A 15,840-nucleotide genomic window follows, 5' to 3' on the forward strand; every position below is an offset into this window, starting at 1 on the left:
CAATGCAGGGACAAAAAATTCCCGCAACCGTTATCACGGGTTTTCTCGGATCGGGCAAAACGACGATGATCCGCAACCTGTTGGAAAACGCCAATGGAAAACGCATTGCATTAATCATCAACGAGTTTGGCGATCTCGGTGTCGATGGCGGTATTCTGAAAGGCTGCGGTATCGAGACATGCCGCGAGGAAGATGTGATCGAGCTCAACAATGGCTGCATCTGCTGCACTGTTGCCGATGATTTCATCCCGACAATGACCAAGCTTCTTGATCGTGCTGATCGCCCTGACCATATCGTGATCGAAACTTCCGGCCTTGCCTTGCCGCAGCCGCTGGTCGCGGCCTTCAACTGGCCGGAAATCAAGACGCAGGTGACGGTCGATGGCGTGGTCACGGTGATCGATGCGGCAGCTGTTGCAGAGGGACGTTTTGCCGATGATCATGACAAGGTTGATGCACAGCGGGCAGCAGATGAATCTCTTGATCATGAAAGCCCCTTGGAGGAACTTTTTGAGGATCAGATTCACGCCGCTGACCTTATTGTTCTCAACAAGGCCGATCTGATCGATGCCTCCAGGCTGGACAGCGTTAAGGCGGATGTGGCCGAACGTTCGTCGCGCCGGGTGAACATGGTTCCTGCAAGCTTTGGCAAGCTTGGAGCCGATGTTCTGCTGGGCCTCGGTGTCGGCACCGAAGACGACATCGCTAACCGCAAGTCGCATCATGAAATCCATCATGCGGATGGACATGAACACGATCATGATGAGTTCGAGAGTTTTGTCGTCGAAACGGGTTCTGTCGCCGATCCCAAACTATTCACGGAAAAGCTAAAAGCGGTCATCGCGGAACATGACATTCTTCGTCTGAAGGGCTTTGTCGATGTGCCTGGAAAGCCGATGCGTCTGGTGGTGCAGGCGGTCGGCCCCCGCATTGAGCATTATTTCGACCGTCCATGGGGCAAGGATGAAACGCGCTCCACGCGACTGGTTGTCATCGGATTGCACGATATTGACGAAGCAGCGATTGCCCAAGCGGTGAAAGACGCCGCCTGATGCATCTCCTGCTTGCCCAGAAAGGAACAATCAGCGACGGCAATGAGGCCGTCGATCTCGGCCAGACACCGGGAGACATATTGTTCCTTTCCGCCGCCGATACAGAACTGGCCAGTCTGGCGCAGGCGCACAAGCTTGCGCCTGCGCTGCCAAGCTTGCGGCTGGTCAATTTCCTGAGCCTCACCCATCCGATGTCCGTTGATGCTTATGTGGAGCGCACCGCGCGGCACGCAAAGCTGATCGTGGTGCGCATCATTGGGGGCGAGACTTACTGGCCTTACGGGCTGGAAGCTCTGCATGCCTGCGCGGTCAATCAGGGTATCAAGATTGCGGTATTGCCGGGAGACGATAAGCCGGATCTTGGGCTGGACCGTTTTTCGACGATCTCCGTCCAAGAACGAAATGAACTCTGGCAGTATCTGATCGAAGGCGGGGCGGCGAATACGGGGGCATTTCTTCACTACTGCGCTGCACTGATTGCGGGTTCCGAGAAGCCGGAGAGTGCCGCACCTCTGCTGAAGGCCGGTCTGTGGTGGCCGGGAGAGCATGTCGCGTCGCTGGACAGCATCCGCACGCAGTGGGGCGATGCAAAGGCACCTGTGGCTGGCATCATTTTTTATCGGGCGCTGGTGCAAAGCGGACAGACGCAACCCGTCGATGCGCTGATCGCTTCGTTGCGGGCCAAGGGCCTCAATCCGCTTCCAATATTCGTTTCGAGCCTCAAGGATCGATTGTCCGCAGCCGTTGTCGACGGTCTGTTCGAGGATTGTCCGCCAGATATCGTTTTGAACGCCACCGGATTTGCGATTTCTTCACCAGGTGCCGAGCGCAAGCCGACCGTGCTCGACAAGCGCGGCAATATGGTCCTGCAAGTCATCTTTTCCGGTACGCCGAAAACCGTCTGGGAATCGTCGCAGCAAGGGCTGCTGGCGCGTGATCTGGCGATGAATGTCGCCTTGCCGGAAGTGGACGGGCGCGTACTTTCGCGCGCGGTGTCCTTCAAGTCTGCAAAGCAGTTTGATGCGGCAGTGGAAGCGAATATCGTTACCCACGAACCGCATGAAAATCGGGTGGATTTTGTGGCGCAGCTTGCCGCAAACTGGGTGCGGTTGAAGCGGAAATCGCCTGAGGAAAGGCGTGTCGCGCTGATCCTTGCCAATTATCCGAACCGCGATGGGCGGCTTGGCAATGGCGTGGGTCTCGATACTCCAGCCGGAACTGTCGAAGTCCTGCATGCGATGGCGAACGACGGCTATTCGGTCGCTGACCTGCCAGCGGATGGTGATGCGCTGATGCGTGTCCTGACGGCAGGCCCGACCAATGCCGCGCGTGACGGGCGCGAGATACGCGAAACGATTTCACTGAATCAATACAAGGCTTTCTTCGAAAGACTTCCCATTGAGATTCAGAAAGACGTTGGAGATCGCTGGGGCCCGCCGGAAAACGATCCTTATTTTGCCGAGGAACTTGTCGCTTTCGCATTGCCGTTGATGCGGCTGGGGGAGACCTTTGTCGGTATTCAGCCTGCACGCGGCTACAATATCGATCCGAAAGAGACTTACCACTCGCCCGATCTGGTGCCACCGCACGGCTATATTGCCTTCTACGCGTTTCTGCGCGAGGTCGCAGGCATTGATGCCATTGTGCATATGGGCAAGCATGGAAATCTGGAGTGGCTGCCGGGAAAGGCGCTTGCGCTGTCGGAAAACTGCTATCCCGAGGCCGTGTTCGGTCCCACACCGCATATCTATCCTTTCATCGTAAATGACCCCGGTGAAGGCACGCAGGCCAAGCGTCGTGCCGGTGCGGTCATCATCGACCATCTGACGCCGCCGCTGACACGCGCCGAAAGTTATGGGCCGCTGAAAGATCTGGAAGCGCTGGTGGATGAATATTACGAAGCCTCCGGTGTCGATCCGCGTCGCCTGCTGAGACTGAAAGGGCAGATACTCGATCTCGTGCGCGACATCGGGTTGGATCGCGATGCAGGCATTCACGACCACGACGATGAAGACATGGCGCTGCAAAAGCTCGACGCTTATCTCTGCGATCTAAAGGAAATGCAGATACGCGACGGGCTGCATATTTTCGGGCTTGCACCTCAAGGCAGGCTGCTGACCGATCTTCTGGTCGCGCTGGCCCGTGTGCCGCGCGGTGTTCCGGTTTCACTTGGCGGTGCGCCGGGCGATCAAAGTCTCCAGCGGGCAATCGCCTCGGATTGCGGGCTTGGCGAAACATTCGATCCGCTCGATTGCAACATGGCCGAGGCATGGACTGGGCCAAAACCGGAACTGCTGCGCGCCGCGAGCCCCGCAACATGGCGCATAGCAGGCGATACGGTGGAACGTATCGAACTGCTGGCTGCAAGTTTTGTTGCGGGCGAAAAGGAATGCCCGGAAGACTGGTCGCAGACGCGGGCGGTGCTGCGATCCATAGAGGAACATCTGCGTCCCATGGTGGTCAATTGCGGCCCTTCGGAAATAGACGGGTTTCTTGCCGCGCTTGGCGGGCGATTTGTGCCGCCCGGACCGTCTGGCGCGCCGACACGGGGCCGTCCCGATGTGCTGCCGACGGGGCGCAATTTCTTCTCTACCGACAGTCGCGCCGTTCCCACCCCGGCCGCATGGGAACTTGGGCGTAAATCGGCGGAACTGCTGATTACCCGCTACACGCAGGACCATGGTGAATGGCCTACATCTTTCGGCCTGACCGCGTGGGGTACGTCGAATATGCGCACCGGCGGAGATGACGTCGCGCAGGCCCTGGCGCTGATCGGCGTGAAGCCGGTCTGGGACATGGCGTCACGCCGGGTAACCGGATACGAAATTGTTCCGATTGCAAAGCTTGGCCGTCCGCGGGTTGATGTGACATTGCGCATTTCCGGCTTCTTCCGCGATGCGTTTCCAGAACAGATTGCGCTGTTCGACAAGGCTGTGCGGGCAGTGGGGGAGCTTGATGAGGATGCCGAGGATAATCCGATTGCGGCGCGCATGCGGATAGAGCAAGCGCGTCTCGTTGCAGACGGGGTAGACGAGAAGACGGCACAGCGCCGTGCAGGCTATCGTGTCTTCGGGTCCAAACCCGGCGCTTATGGTGCAGGCTTGCAGGCGCTGATCGACGAGAATGGCTGGGCCGGGCGCAACGATCTGGCGGAAGCCTGGCTTGTCTGGGGCGGATATGCCTATGGCGCGGGTGAGGAAGGGCAGGCCGAGCGTGGCCTTTTGGAAGAAAGGCTTCGTTCGGTTCAGGCGGTGGTCCAGAATCAGGACAACCGCGAACATGATCTCCTCGACAGCGATGACTATTATCAGTTCGAAGGCGGAATGGCCGCGACCGTGGAAAGCCTGAGCGGCGCAATGCCTGCGGTCTATCACAACGACCATTCCCGCCCGGAAAAGCCGGTGATCAGGGCGCTGGAAGAAGAGCTTTCACGCGTCGTGCGGGGGCGCGCGGCCAATCCGAAATGGATCGCGGGTGTGATGCGCCACGGCTATAAAGGGGCGGCAGAGATAGCGGCTACGGTCGATTATCTGTTCGCCTTTGCAGCGACCACCGGCAAGGTCGGAAATCACCACTTCGAGGCGGTGTATCAGGCTTATATCGCCGACAGGCTGGTGCATGACTTCATGGCCGAGAAAAACCCCGCAGCACTTGCCGAGACGGCAGCGAAGCTGAACGACGCCATCAAGCGGGGCTTCTGGATACCACGGTCCAATTCGGCGCGGTTCGAACTGGAACAACTTGCGACTTTGAATCCGGGAAAGAGAACAAATGGCTGAAAAATCTGCAAAACTTCTGTCCATGACTGAAGAGGAACTGAACGCCCGCCATGCGGACAAGATGCGCAAGAAGAAGGCCGCTCGCGACAAGATCCAGGCTACGAAGACCGAGGAAAAGGGACTGGTGATCGTCCATACCGGCAAGGGCAAGGGCAAATCGACTGCCGGTTTCGGGATGGTTTTCCGTGCGTTGGGTCATGGTATGAAGATCGGCGTCGTGCAGTTCGTCAAGGGTTCGTGGGACACAGGCGAGCGTTGGGTGCTTGAAAAATTTCCCGAGCAGGTGACGATTTCAGCGCTGGGCGAGGGCTTTACTTGGGAGACACAGGATCGCACGCGGGATATCGCCATGGCGCGGGGCGCGTGGGAACAGGCCAAGGCGCTGATAATGGATGAAAGCTACGATATGGTGCTTTGCGACGAGCTGAATATCGTTCTTCGTTATGATTATCTGCCGGTTGAGGAAGTGATCGAGGTTCTTAAAGCCAAGCCGGAGATGAAGCACGTCATCATTACCGGGCGCAATGCCAAGGACGAGCTGATTGAAGCGGCAGACCTTGTGACCGAAATGGAGATGATCAAGCATCCATTCCGCTCCGGCGTGAAGGCGCAGAAGGGCATTGAATTCTGATGATCGATAGCTGGCAGTTCTGGGCGCTGATGTCGGCAGTGTTTGCCGCGCTGACGGCAATCTTCGCCAAGATCGGTATTCAAGGCATCAATTCGGATTTCGCGACGCTTGTGCGCACGCTGGTCATTATTGGCGCGCTGTGCTTGTTCCTGACCGTTACCGGCCAGTGGCAGAAGCCGGGCGAGATTTCCGGGAAATCGTGGCTGTTTCTGGTGCTTTCGGGGCTGGCGACCGGTGCTTCGTGGCTTGCCTATTTCCGGGCCTTGCAGATCGGTGATGCATCCCGCGTCGCGCCGATCGACAAATTGTCGGTCGTGCTGGTGGCGCTGTTCGGTGCGGCATTTCTTGGCGAGCGCATGTCGACCGTCAACTGGTTCGGTATTCTGCTTATCGGCTGCGGCGTGGTGCTGGTAGCACTTCGGGTTTAGAGCGGATCCGCTTAAAACGGAGCCGTCGGAACCGCTCCAACTATTTGTTTCATCGCATTATCCGACGCAAAACCGTTTCACACTTGTGCTGGAAATGCTCTAGAAACCCATCCACTGGCGCAGCGGGTTGGTGCCGTCCATCAGAAGGCGAATTGCCAGCGCCAGGCTGACAACGACCAGAAGCGGTTTGATGATGCGTGAGCCGACCTTCATGGCGAGGCTTGCGCCGATCTGTGCGCCGATGAACTGGGCGATGCCCATGCAGGTGCCGATTTTCCAATTGATGGTGCCAACAAGGGCAAAGGTTACAAAACTGCCGACATTGGAAGCGCAGTTGAGAAGCTTCGTATGCGCGGTGGCCTTCAACACTCCGAAACCGGCAAGCGCCACAAAGGCGAGCATGAAGAACGATCCGGTTCCGGGACCGAAGAGTCCGTCATAAAAACCGATCAGCGGAACGAGCGTCACGCCGAAAAGAAATGGGCCGATGCGGCGTGCGCGGTCGATATCGCCAAGGCTGGGTTTAACGGCAAAATAGACGGCGATGGCGATCAGGAGGATCGGCAAGGCTGCGCGCATGATATCCACGGGCAGAACGGTTGCCAGCAATGCGCCGAATACCGAACCAATGAGCGAGGCGAGCGCTTCGGGCCACTGTTCCCTGATGTTGACGTGCCCTTTGCGTGCATAGGCGATTGTCGCCGACGACGATCCGAACAGACCTTGCAGCTTGTTTGTACCCAATGCTTCAACGGGTGGTATTCCGGCCAGCAACAGGGCGGGAATCGTAATCATTCCGCCGCCGCCAGCTATGGAATCGATGATTCCGGCAATGAATGCCGCAGCCGTGAGGAGCAGGGTAAGCGTGTCAAAAAATTCAAGCATCGGGGGAGCCTAAAGGAGAGGTTGGGGCAACATAGAGCAGCCGCTTCGCGAACGCCAGTCAAACAAAGACGCTCATTGAAGAAAGCTGGGCCTCGGAGCGAGATTGTTTTCCTGCGCATCCGGCGCTATTCATTATATGCAAGCTGAAAATTTAGAGGGGTTCCATGAGCGAAAGCATCTTTGAGCGGATTACTGCTTTTCTGGGCAGGAAGAGCGCCGTGCAACGCGTCGCCGATGATCCGGCGCTCGCTTCTGAATTGCTTTTGCTGTTGCATGTGGTTTTTGCCGATGGCGATCAGCACCCAGCCGAAATAGCCGCCTTCAAGGAAATTGCCGAAAAGAATTTCGGCATTGCACCAGAAGAGCTTCCGGAAGTCGCGGAATATCTCAAGGATTTTGCTTACGAGACGACAACCAAGCAAGCCGCCAATATGCTGGCAGAGATGGCGCCGGAGCGTCGTCTAGCGCTGCTTGGTGACCTCGTGACGATTGCCTGCTCCGATAATCGCCTTGATCGTAGCGAAGCAACAATGATCCAGCGCATTGCCGATACGCTCGGGGTCAAGCCGGAAGAACTGCACAAAGCACGCCAGTCATCTCCCTGCGGATTCTAATGCATGTCTCCCAAAAGTGGGAACCGGTTTTGGGATAAAGACATGCTTAAAAGCAATTTTATCAGAGTTCTTGGCATGGGCGGTTCGTCGGGCGTGACGTTCGATGAGCTTTTGGCCTTGGCCGAGCAGGTGTTGGCTCGGGGGGCGTGTTCGCGGCCTGATGCTATTGCGACCTTGAGCACGAAACGCAGTGAGCCCGCATGGGCTGAGCTTGCTTCATATTTTGCATGTGCGGTTTGTTACTTCGATGCGGAGCGACTGGAGCAGGAAACACTGCGTCTCAAAAACCCGTCGGAAGCCGTTTTTCAGGCAGTCGGTTGTCATGGTGTTGCCGAAGCAGCAGCGCTTGCTGCCTCTGGTCCGAGCGGTATTCTGGCAGTCGAGAAAACCGCGTCAGTCCGGGCAACTGCCGCTCTGGCGATTGCTGGCTCAAGCGGCGCTCCGCAGTTCAGGAAGGGAAAATTGTGACTGTTCATTTCATTGGCGCCGGTCCCGGTGCGGCGGATCTTATCACCGTTCGCGGGCTGCGCCTAATTGAGCAATGCCCCGTCTGCATCTATGCCGGGTCGCTGGTGCCGAAGGAACTTGTTGCCGGAGTGCCCAAGGGTGCGCGTCTGGTCGATAGTTCATCCCTGACTTTGGATGAGATTATCGCTGAAATGGAAGCCGCACACGCTAAGGGTCTCGATGTCGCGCGGGTGCATTCCGGCGATCCGTCGATTTACGGTGCTATGGCCGAACAGATGCGGCGACTGGACAGTCTCGGCATTCCCTATGATGTGACGCCGGGTGTTCCCGCGTTTGCGGCTGCCGCCGCCGCCATGAAGCAGGAATTGACTATTCCCGAGGTCAACCAGACCATCATCCTGACCCGCACATCGATGAAGTCGTCTGCAATGCCCGAAGGCGAGGACCTTGCCACACTTGGACGGTCGGGCGCGACGTTGGTGATTCACCTTTCCATTCGCAACCTCGCGAAGATCGAGGCCGAGCTGACACCTCTTTATGGCGCTGATTGCCCTGTGGTCGTCGCCTATCGCATTGGATGGGCGGATGAGCGGATTCTACGCGGTACGTTGTCGGATATTAGCGAGAAGGTGGCGATGTCAGGCTTGCAGCGCACGGCGATGATTTTTGTCGGGCGCGGTCTGGACCCAAAGAGCTTTCGCGATTCAGCGCTCTATCATGAAGCGCATAGCCACGCGGCGCGTTCAAAAGCTTAAGCTTGTACGGGCGAATGCGATTGCGTCTTCCGGCGAGGTGACAATGGTCTTCGCCGCAACCGGCGGGCGGGAAATCATCATGACCGGAAGCCCTAGCGCGCGGGCTGCTTCGATCTTGGCATAGGAAATGGCGCCGCCCGAATTGCGGCTCACGAGCAGCCCGATATTCCGACCCTTCAGAAATAGCATTTCCGCCGCGAAATCGCCGGGCCTTGCGAGGATAAGTTCGCAATCCGGGGGCGGTGTCACCTCCGGCGGATCGATCATACGCATGACGAAATGAACGTCCGCGCGCTTGGCAAAAGGTGCGATGTGCTGGCGACCGAGCGCGAGAAACACACGCTCTCCAGAAGAAATGGCGCTTGCAGCCTCGGCCTCGTCGGCAATATCGATCCAGCGGTCTCCCGGCTGTTTCTGCCAGGCAGGGCGCTCCAGCCTCACCAGTGGTATGTCGCACTTACTTGCGGCCTGAACCGCATTTTGCGAGATGCGCGCGGCATAAGGATGGGTCGCGTCGATAACGAGGTCGATCCCTTCGCAATCGAGATAGGTGGCAAGACCGTCAATGCCTCCGAAGCCGCCGCTGCGGACCGTTCCGGTCAGTTTGGCTGGATTGCTGGTGCGTCCGGCGAGCGAGGTGATCGCTTTGACGGGCAGTTCCGCAAAGGCCGTTGCAAGCGCTGCTGCCTCGGCCGTTCCGCCCAGAATGAGTATCTTGGGTTCAGACGCGCGCAAGGATATTTCCACTGCGATCAGTCACGATAATCTCAACTTCCACAGGTGCACCGCGAAGGGTTTCCAGTGCGGTTTCCTTCGCTTTGAGCGCAACGGGCATTGCCATGTCGATGCCGATTGATTGAGTCAGTTCAAGCACTTCCAGGGCAGTGTTCGCAAAGAGAATCTGCTCCTTCATGCTTGTCGGTGCGCCTGCCATTTCCGCGATGGTCCAGAGGAAGCCCTTGTCCACCTGCGAGCGCGAAGAATGGAGATCGAGCGCGCCTTGGGCGAGCTTTGTCAATTTGGCGAAACCGCCCGCAATCGTCAGTTTGTCGATAGGATGGTCACGCAGATATTTGAGCACACCGCCCGCGAAATCACCCATGTCGAGAATGGCAAAATCCGGCAGGTCATAGAGCGCCTGCGCCGCGTCTTCGGACGTCGAGCCGGTCGCACCGAGCACGTGTTTTTGCCCGGCTGCACGCGCAACATCGATGCCGCGATGGATCGAGTGAATCCAGGCCGAGCAGGAAAACGGGTGGACCACACCGGTGGTGCCGAGAATGGAGATGCCGCCGATAATACCAAGGCGGGGGTTCCAAGTTTTCCTGGCGATCTCTTCGCCGCCCGGAACCGATATCGTAATGACGAGGTCGGCTGGCAATCCGTATTCGGCGCAAATCTGTTCGCAGATTTCCGTCATCATGCGGCGTGGAACCGGGTTGATGGCGGCTTCGCCCGGAGGAATTTGCAGGCCGGGCCGCGTGACAGTTCCAACCCCTTCACCGGCGCGAAAGATGATGCCGGTTCCCGGCGGCGCCGGGAACACCGTCGAGATGATCGTGGCGCCATGGGTCACATCAGGATCGTCGCCCGCATCCTTGACGATGCCTGCCATCGCATAGCCTTCGCCCAGTCCCTCATAAGCAAGCTGGAAATAGGGCACCTCTCCCTTGGGCAGAATTATGCCGACGGGGTCGGGAAATTCTCCGGTGATGAGCGCCGTCAAAGCCGCCTTGGTGGCAGCGGTCGCGCAGGCGCCAGTGGTCCAGCCGCGGCGAAGCTCGGCCTTTTCCTGACTTTTATTCGTTGGAGCGGTTTCGTCATTCATGGACGCCTTATAATGTATCTGCTAGCTGTGTCGCCAGATAGAATAATGGTTGACGAGAATGAACAAGGCTGAAGAAACGGCGGCATGTGTCATTGCCAAAAGCAAAATGACGTTGCCTGCGATGAGGCCCGGCCATGTGTGGCTCGTGGGGGCAGGGCCGGGCGATCCCGGCCTTTTGACGCTTCATGCCGTCAACGCCCTGCAACAAGCGGATGTCATCGTTTACGATGCGCTGGTGGATGATGCCTGCCTCTCCCTCAAACATGCAGATGCTGTTCTGGAATATGCAGGCAAGCGCGGCGGCAAGCCCTCGCCGAAACAGCGCGATATTTCCCTGCGGCTTATCGAACTTGCGAAACAGGGCAAGAAGGTGCTGCGACTGAAAGGCGGCGATCCGTTCGTGTTCGGGCGAGGGGCAGAGGAGGCGCTGACGCTTGTGGAACACGATGTTCCGTTTCGCATCGTTCCCGGAGTGACCGCCGGAATTGGCGGCCTCGCCTATGCCGGCATTCCCGCAACGCATCGCGACATCAATCAGTCGGTGACGTTTCTGACCGGTCACGATGCCAGCGGTTCGGTGCCGGACGGGGTGGACTGGACCGGCATCGCGAGAACCTCTCCCGTTATCGTCATGTATATGGCGATGAAACATATCGATCTCATTGCCAGGCGCCTGATCGATGCCGGACGCTCGCCGGACGAGCCGGTCGCCTTTGTGTGCAATGCGAGCCTGCCCAACCAGACCGTGCTTGAGACCACACTGGCGCAGGCTGCAAAAGACGTTGAAGCGGCGGGGCTGAACCCGCCTGCAATCGTGGTTGTGGGGCAAGTGGTTCGTTTGCGGGAGGGATTGGACTGGATGGGCGCTTTGAGCGGCAAGATCCTGTCCAGCGATCCGCTTGGCAAAAGGAACCAAAATGAGGGAGCGCAAACCGCATGAAGGGTTTTATGATAGCAGCACCGGCTTCCGGGTCTGGCAAGACAACGGTAACGCTGGGTTTGTTGAGGGTTTTGAAGCGCCGGGGCGTAGCGCTTGCCCCGGTAAAGGCCGGGCCGGACTACATCGATCCCGCCTATCATAAGGCCGCAAGCGGCGCAGACTGCTTCAATCTCGACCCTTGGGCGATGCGCCCTGAACTTATCAGCGCGCTGTCGTCCCGCATGACGGAAAGCGGCGCCAAGCTGCTGGTCGCCGAGGGCATGATGGGATTTTTTGACGGAGCGCTGGACGGCAAGGGTTCTTCTGCCGACCTGGCCCGGCTTCTCGATCTGCCGGTGGTACTGGTGGTGGATTGCGCCCGTCAGTCGCATTCCATCGCCGCGCTTGTCTGGGGTTTCAGCCAGTTTCGCAAGGACGTGCTGATTGCGGGAATTATCCTCAATCGCGTCGGCAGTGCCCGACACGAGGCGATGCTGCGTGGCGCCTTGGAGCCGCTCGGCATTCCTGTTCTCGGTGTCCTGCCTCGCGATGCTGCTCTTTCGCTGCCTGAAAGGCATCTGGGGCTGGTGCAGGCGGGCGAACATTCCGATCTCGAAACTTTCCTCGACCATGCCGCCGATGTGATGGAAACGCACATCGATATAGGCGCACTTCAAGCCATATGGTCGCGACCGAAGCGCTTTGACGCAATGGCTAATGTGCCGCGCCTGAAGCCGCTTGGCAGCCACATTGCGGTTGCCCGCGACGACGCATTCGCTTTTGCCTATGCGCATTTGTTCGAAGGCTGGCGCAGGCGCGGGGCTGAGATTTCATTTTTCTCGCCGCTTGCCGACGAGACACCGAGACAGGACGCAGACGCCATCTATCTGCCCGGCGGTTATCCGGAGCTTTACGCGGGACGTCTTGCACAGGCCGGACGGTTTCAAACGGGCATACGCGAAGCTGCAACCCGTGGCGCGACGATCTATGGCGAATGCGGCGGCTACATGGTTCTTGGCGAGACGTTGCACGATGCGGAAGGTGTTGCGCATCCGATGCTGGGCCTTCTGCCGCTCGAAACGAGCTTCGCGAAAAGAAAGCTGCATCTTGGCTATCGCCTGCTGGAGCCGCTTGAGGGCTCCCCATGGGCTGAGCCGTTGAAAGCGCACGAGTTTCACTATGCCAGTATCGTGCGGGAGGGGAAGGCGGACCGCCTGTTCCGGGCTCGCGATGCGGCAGGTGACGATCTTGGCGAAGCAGGGCTGAGGGTCGGTTCCGTTTCCGGCTCGTTCATGCATGTCATCGATTTTTGCGGAGAGAAAGCTTGAGTGCAGAAATCGAGCATGGCGGTGCGCTGGACAAGGCCATCGCACGCTTCGGCGGACAGCCGCAAGACTGGCTCGATCTTTCAACGGGCATCAATCCGGAGCATTTTCCACTTCCCCTGCTGACACAGGAAATCTGGAACCGTTTGCCGGACGAGGGGCTGTTGCGCAAAACGCTGCGGCTCGCCCGCGGCTATTATGGGCTAGGCGAGAATGCGGCTATCACTGCCGCCCCCGGCACACAGGCTTTGATCCAGTTCGTTCCCACACTGGTTGCTCCGTCCAAGGCTGCGGTTCTCGGGCCGACCTATCAGGAACATGCGGCCTCGTTCTCCGCTTCCGGCTGGAAGGTCGTGCAATGCACGACGATTGGTGAAATTCCAGACGATGCGACGGCGGCGGTTATCGTCAATCCCAACAATCCCGACGGGCGCGTGGTTTCAAAAGGCGATCTGCTGCATCTGGCGCGAAAGCTGGGTGCGCGGGGTGGCTTGCTGGTCGTGGATGAGGCTTTCGCCGATGCGCATGAGGATGTCAGCGTTGCAGCAGATGCGGAAGACGCGCCGATGATCGTGCTGAAATCCTTCGGCAAGTTTTTCGGGCTGGCTGGCGTTCGTCTGGGCTTTGCAATCGGCGGAATGCGTTTTGTCGAGGCTTTGCAGCAGCGGCTTGGGCCATGGGCGGTTTCCGGTCCGGCACTCGCAATTGCTAGCCATGCTTTCAACGATGCCGAGGCGCTTTCCAACTATCGCGCGCGTATCGATCTGAGGCGGCTGGAACTGTCTGCCGTTCTCGAGAAATGCGGTCTCAAGGAAATCGGCGGCACGGCGCTGTTTTCGCTCGTTGAACACCCGGATGCGCACGAACTCTATGCCAGACTGTGCCAGAGACATATTCTTGTCCGGAAATTCGATTACGCCTCGCGCTGGTTGCGCATTGGTCTGCCGTTGGATGACGTGGCGCTTGCGCGCTTGGAAAAGGCGTTGAAACTTTGATTCAGTTTTTCTGGTCAAGCTCATGGAAATAAAGCTCATTATTCTTTCGCTGGCGCTGCTTCTCGATCGCTTTGTCGGTGATCCGCCGCAGCTATGGCAAAGGATGCCGCATCCGGTCGTCCTGTTCGGGAAAGCAATAGCCTGGGGGGAAAAGCGCTGGAACAACCGGAATTTTTCCGCCGCGCTGCTTCGCCGAAATGGCATGTGGCTGACGGTTGGGCTGGTGGCGGTTTGCGTGGCTCTCGGGCTTGTTATTGAGGTTTTGTTGCCCCTTGCCGGGACAGCAGGTGCTGTTGCCGAAATCCTGATCGTGACGGTGCTGCTTGCGCAGAAAAGCCTTGCCGATCATGTACAGGCGGTTGCGCTGGCGCTGCGCGAGGAGGGCCTTGAGGGTGGCCGCCGGGCCGTGTCGATGATCGTCGGGCGCAATCCCGAGCATCTGGATGAAGGCGGCGTTAGCCGAGCAGCGATAGAAAGTCTCGCCGAAAACGCATCGGACGGTATCGTTGCGCCCGCGTTCTGGTTCCTGGTGGGCGGGTTGCCGGGCCTGTTTGCCTACAAGATGATCAATACTGCTGACTCGATGATCGGTCATCTCAATGATCGCTATCGCGATTTCGGCCGTTTTGCCGCGAAGCTGGATGATGTTGCAAACTACATTCCCGCTCGGTTGACAGGGCTGCTGGCTTCACTTGCCACTGCGGTCACGAAAGACAAGCTGTCAGGAAGGGAAGCCTTCTCGGTCATGCGTCGTGACGCGCGACTGCATCGCTCACCCAATGCCGGCTGGCCGGAATCGGCATTTGCGGGCGGGCTGGGACTGGCCTTGGCCGGTCCGCGCCAATACGGAACGGAAAAAGTTGAGGGTCCGATGCTCAATGCATCCGGCAAACGCGATGCCAATGCCGATGATATCGATGCCGCGCTTCACTTGTTCTGGTCAACAATGAGCCTGATGACCGGGCTTGTGATCGCGGCGAGCCTGCTTGGGCTATTTGTCGGCTAGTACGAACCGTTTGCCGTCGAAGCGCTGGAGGCGGTTGGGATTGTCCGTTCGAATGCCATTGTTATCGAATTTGATCGTGCCAAGCACTGTTTCGAAGGAGCCGCTGCGCAGCGTATCCAACACCGGCTGCTTTTTCTCCTCGGCGCGCCGGATCGCATCCGCCGCAATCTCCGCACTGGCATAGCCGATGACGGCATAAGCATCGGCAAGTTTCCCGGCCTGATGTAGCGCGTCGATTGCAGGCTTTGCGGTCGAAAGGTCCTGCGGACGGAGCGGGGCAATCATCAAAGTGCCCTGACTTAAAGACTGTGCGCCGGGCGCAGCATCCAGCAGGCTACCGCCTGCTATCGTCAGCGGATGATTGAGGGCTGCAGCGCTTGCACCGATGGCGGCGATATCGTCTCGCTCGCCGCCGACATAGACATGGGTAGCGCCTGCGCGCCGCAGCCGGGCGACCAGCGCATTCTGATTGTCGAGGCCGGGCCGGTATGTATCGGTGAAAACCGGCTGCAATTGCTGCTCTTTGAGGCTCGCCAGAACACGTGCCGCACGTTCGCGTCCCTCAATGGTGCCATCATCGATGACGGCAAAAGCCTGGGCGCGCCACAGGCTGCCAAGAAAGCTGCCAGTCGCCTGCGTTTCCTTGTCGAGACCGGTTGCGAGACGGAATATCGCCATTGGCGCGGGTGCGCGCCTTTCCGTGAGTGTTGGTTCACCGACGTCGGATGCCACGATAGGTATGTTGCCGGCTGCGAGAACCGGAAGCGCTGCCTCAAGGGCGTCGGAACACAGGAAACCGGTCGCGATCCGGACGTTTTCTTTCACGAAACGTTCTGCCGCTTCCCTGCCGCCTTCGGCATCGCAACGGTCATCGGATATGACGAGTTCAGCGCCTTTCGCCGTGGCCGCGATGCGCGCACCTTCGGCCAGCTGGTTGCCCAACGGAGCGAAGGTGCCGGACAGGGGCGCTGCAAGTCCGATGCGCACCTCCTCTGCCTGCGCCAGTGCCGAACTGGCCAGCAGTGTGAGGATAATGCTTGTCAGCGCTGCGGCAGGACGTTTCCCTAGCTCGATCACGTGATCCGTCTTCATTAAACAATTCGTGGCATTTTCAACGAAAAGTGGGTAGCTGTTTCCTCGCCTTTGTGCAATGCC

At 58.5% G+C, this 15,840-nt stretch carries 15 protein-coding genes; 11 read left to right on the plus strand and 4 right to left on the minus strand.

Annotated features, from left to right (window positions below; all coding sequences use genetic code 11):
- Window positions 1-2: 2 nt before the first annotated feature.
- From cobW to AC0TNJ_RS17915, 4 genes are read left to right on the plus strand one after another with little or no spacing between them, the layout of a single operon-like run.
- A complete protein-coding gene (gene cobW / locus AC0TNJ_RS17900) occupies window positions 3-1,052 on the plus strand; it encodes a cobalamin biosynthesis protein CobW (RefSeq protein WP_473771892.1) in 1,050 nt (349 codons plus the stop codon).
- Window positions 1,052-4,831 (plus strand): cobaltochelatase subunit CobN, encoded by a 3,780-nt coding sequence (cobN, locus tag AC0TNJ_RS17905; RefSeq protein ID WP_473771893.1) that lies wholly within the window; start codon window positions 1,052-1,054, stop codon window positions 4,829-4,831. Before cobW ends, cobN begins: the two co-directional genes overlap by 1 nt.
- A complete protein-coding gene (cobO, locus tag AC0TNJ_RS17910; RefSeq protein ID WP_112592424.1) occupies window positions 4,824-5,462 on the plus strand; it encodes a cob(I)yrinic acid a,c-diamide adenosyltransferase in 639 nt (212 codons plus the stop codon). Before cobN ends, cobO begins: the two co-directional genes overlap by 8 nt.
- The gene (locus AC0TNJ_RS17915; RefSeq protein WP_122000514.1) at window positions 5,462-5,890 is read left to right on the plus strand and encodes an EamA family transporter; all 429 of its coding nucleotides are present in this window, start codon (window positions 5,462-5,464) and stop codon (window positions 5,888-5,890) included. Before cobO ends, AC0TNJ_RS17915 begins: the two co-directional genes overlap by 1 nt.
- Before the next feature lie 99 nt (window positions 5,891-5,989).
- Here the strand turns inward: AC0TNJ_RS17915 and AC0TNJ_RS17920 are convergent, their stop codons facing one another.
- Window positions 5,990-6,775: a TSUP family transporter gene (locus tag AC0TNJ_RS17920; protein WP_473771894.1), complete on the minus strand. Its 786-nt coding sequence runs from the start codon at window positions 6,773-6,775 to the stop codon at window positions 5,990-5,992.
- Between the two features lie 164 nt (window positions 6,776-6,939).
- Here AC0TNJ_RS17920 and AC0TNJ_RS17925 point away from each other — a divergent pair, with 164 nt between their 5' ends.
- The 3 genes from AC0TNJ_RS17925 to cobM are packed head-to-tail and all read left to right on the plus strand — an operon-like array spanning window position 6,940 to window position 8,612.
- Window positions 6,940-7,389 carry a TerB family tellurite resistance protein gene (locus tag AC0TNJ_RS17925; RefSeq protein WP_122000516.1) on the plus strand — a complete coding sequence of 150 codons (450 nt, stop codon included), beginning with the start codon at window positions 6,940-6,942 and terminating at the stop codon, window positions 7,387-7,389.
- A 42-nt stretch (window positions 7,390-7,431) separates the two neighbouring features.
- Window positions 7,432-7,857, plus strand: a complete 426-nt coding sequence (locus tag AC0TNJ_RS17930) for a cobalamin biosynthesis protein (protein WP_473771895.1) — start codon at window positions 7,432-7,434, stop codon at window positions 7,855-7,857.
- A complete protein-coding gene (cobM, locus tag AC0TNJ_RS17935) occupies window positions 7,854-8,612 on the plus strand; it encodes a precorrin-4 C(11)-methyltransferase (RefSeq protein ID WP_473771896.1) in 759 nt (252 codons plus the stop codon). Before AC0TNJ_RS17930 ends, cobM begins: the two co-directional genes overlap by 4 nt.
- Here cobM and AC0TNJ_RS17940 read toward each other — a convergent pair.
- Both AC0TNJ_RS17940 and AC0TNJ_RS17945 read right to left on the minus strand, forming a co-directional pair.
- The gene (locus AC0TNJ_RS17940; protein ID WP_473771897.1) at window positions 8,601-9,347 is read right to left on the minus strand and encodes a cobalt-precorrin-6A reductase; all 747 of its coding nucleotides are present in this window, start codon (window positions 9,345-9,347) and stop codon (window positions 8,601-8,603) included. The genes cobM and AC0TNJ_RS17940 overlap by 12 nt on opposite strands.
- Window positions 9,334-10,440, minus strand: coding sequence for a cobalt-precorrin-5B (C(1))-methyltransferase (locus AC0TNJ_RS17945; RefSeq protein WP_473771898.1), 1,107 nt, complete (start codon window positions 10,438-10,440; stop codon window positions 9,334-9,336). Before AC0TNJ_RS17945 ends, AC0TNJ_RS17940 begins: the two co-directional genes overlap by 14 nt.
- 58 nt (window positions 10,441-10,498) lie before the next feature.
- Here AC0TNJ_RS17945 and cobA point away from each other — a divergent pair, with 58 nt between their 5' ends.
- The 4 genes from cobA to cbiB are packed head-to-tail and all read left to right on the plus strand — an operon-like array spanning window position 10,499 to window position 14,685.
- Window positions 10,499-11,380, plus strand: coding sequence for a uroporphyrinogen-III C-methyltransferase (cobA, locus tag AC0TNJ_RS17950; RefSeq protein WP_473771899.1), 882 nt, complete (start codon window positions 10,499-10,501; stop codon window positions 11,378-11,380).
- On the plus strand, window positions 11,377-12,687 hold the full coding sequence (locus tag AC0TNJ_RS17955; protein ID WP_473771900.1) for a cobyrinate a,c-diamide synthase: 1,311 nt from the start codon (window positions 11,377-11,379) through the stop codon (window positions 12,685-12,687). Before cobA ends, AC0TNJ_RS17955 begins: the two co-directional genes overlap by 4 nt.
- Window positions 12,684-13,679 carry a threonine-phosphate decarboxylase CobD gene (cobD, locus tag AC0TNJ_RS17960; protein ID WP_473771901.1) on the plus strand — a complete coding sequence of 332 codons (996 nt, stop codon included), beginning with the start codon at window positions 12,684-12,686 and terminating at the stop codon, window positions 13,677-13,679. Before AC0TNJ_RS17955 ends, cobD begins: the two co-directional genes overlap by 4 nt.
- Before the next feature lie 22 nt (window positions 13,680-13,701).
- Entirely contained in the window at window positions 13,702-14,685 is a 984-nt protein-coding gene (gene cbiB, locus AC0TNJ_RS17965; RefSeq protein WP_473771902.1) for an adenosylcobinamide-phosphate synthase CbiB, read from the plus strand.
- On the opposite strand, the gene AC0TNJ_RS17970 is transcribed toward cbiB, so the two are convergent.
- Entirely contained in the window at window positions 14,671-15,762 is a 1,092-nt protein-coding gene (locus AC0TNJ_RS17970; RefSeq protein ID WP_473771938.1) for a branched-chain amino acid ABC transporter substrate-binding protein, read from the minus strand. The genes cbiB and AC0TNJ_RS17970 overlap by 15 nt on opposite strands.
- Between the last annotated feature and the right edge of the window lie 78 nt (window positions 15,763-15,840).

The organism is Ochrobactrum sp. PL_is483 (assembly GCF_055816855.1).

Bases quoted from the DNA above. Each gene is read 5' to 3' on its own strand.
- cobW (WP_473771892.1), top strand. From the start codon at position 3: ATGCAGGGACAAAAAATTCCCGCAACCGTTATCACGGGTTTTCTCGGA.
- cobN (WP_473771893.1), top strand. From the start codon at position 1,052: ATGCATCTCCTGCTTGCCCAGAAAGGAACAATCAGCGACGGCAATGAG.
- cobO (WP_112592424.1), top strand. From the start codon at position 4,824: ATGGCTGAAAAATCTGCAAAACTTCTGTCCATGACTGAAGAGGAACTG.
- AC0TNJ_RS17915 (WP_122000514.1), top strand. From the start codon at position 5,462: ATGATCGATAGCTGGCAGTTCTGGGCGCTGATGTCGGCAGTGTTTGCC.
- AC0TNJ_RS17920 (WP_473771894.1), bottom strand. From the start codon at position 6,775: ATGCTTGAATTTTTTGACACGCTTACCCTGCTCCTCACGGCTGCGGCA.
- AC0TNJ_RS17925 (WP_122000516.1), top strand. From the start codon at position 6,940: ATGAGCGAAAGCATCTTTGAGCGGATTACTGCTTTTCTGGGCAGGAAG.
- AC0TNJ_RS17930 (WP_473771895.1), top strand. From the start codon at position 7,432: ATGCTTAAAAGCAATTTTATCAGAGTTCTTGGCATGGGCGGTTCGTCG.
- AC0TNJ_RS17945 (WP_473771898.1), bottom strand. From the start codon at position 10,440: ATGAATGACGAAACCGCTCCAACGAATAAAAGTCAGGAAAAGGCCGAG.
- cobA (WP_473771899.1), top strand. From the start codon at position 10,499: ATGAACAAGGCTGAAGAAACGGCGGCATGTGTCATTGCCAAAAGCAAA.
- AC0TNJ_RS17955 (WP_473771900.1), top strand. From the start codon at position 11,377: ATGAAGGGTTTTATGATAGCAGCACCGGCTTCCGGGTCTGGCAAGACA.
- cbiB (WP_473771902.1), top strand. From the start codon at position 13,702: ATGGAAATAAAGCTCATTATTCTTTCGCTGGCGCTGCTTCTCGATCGC.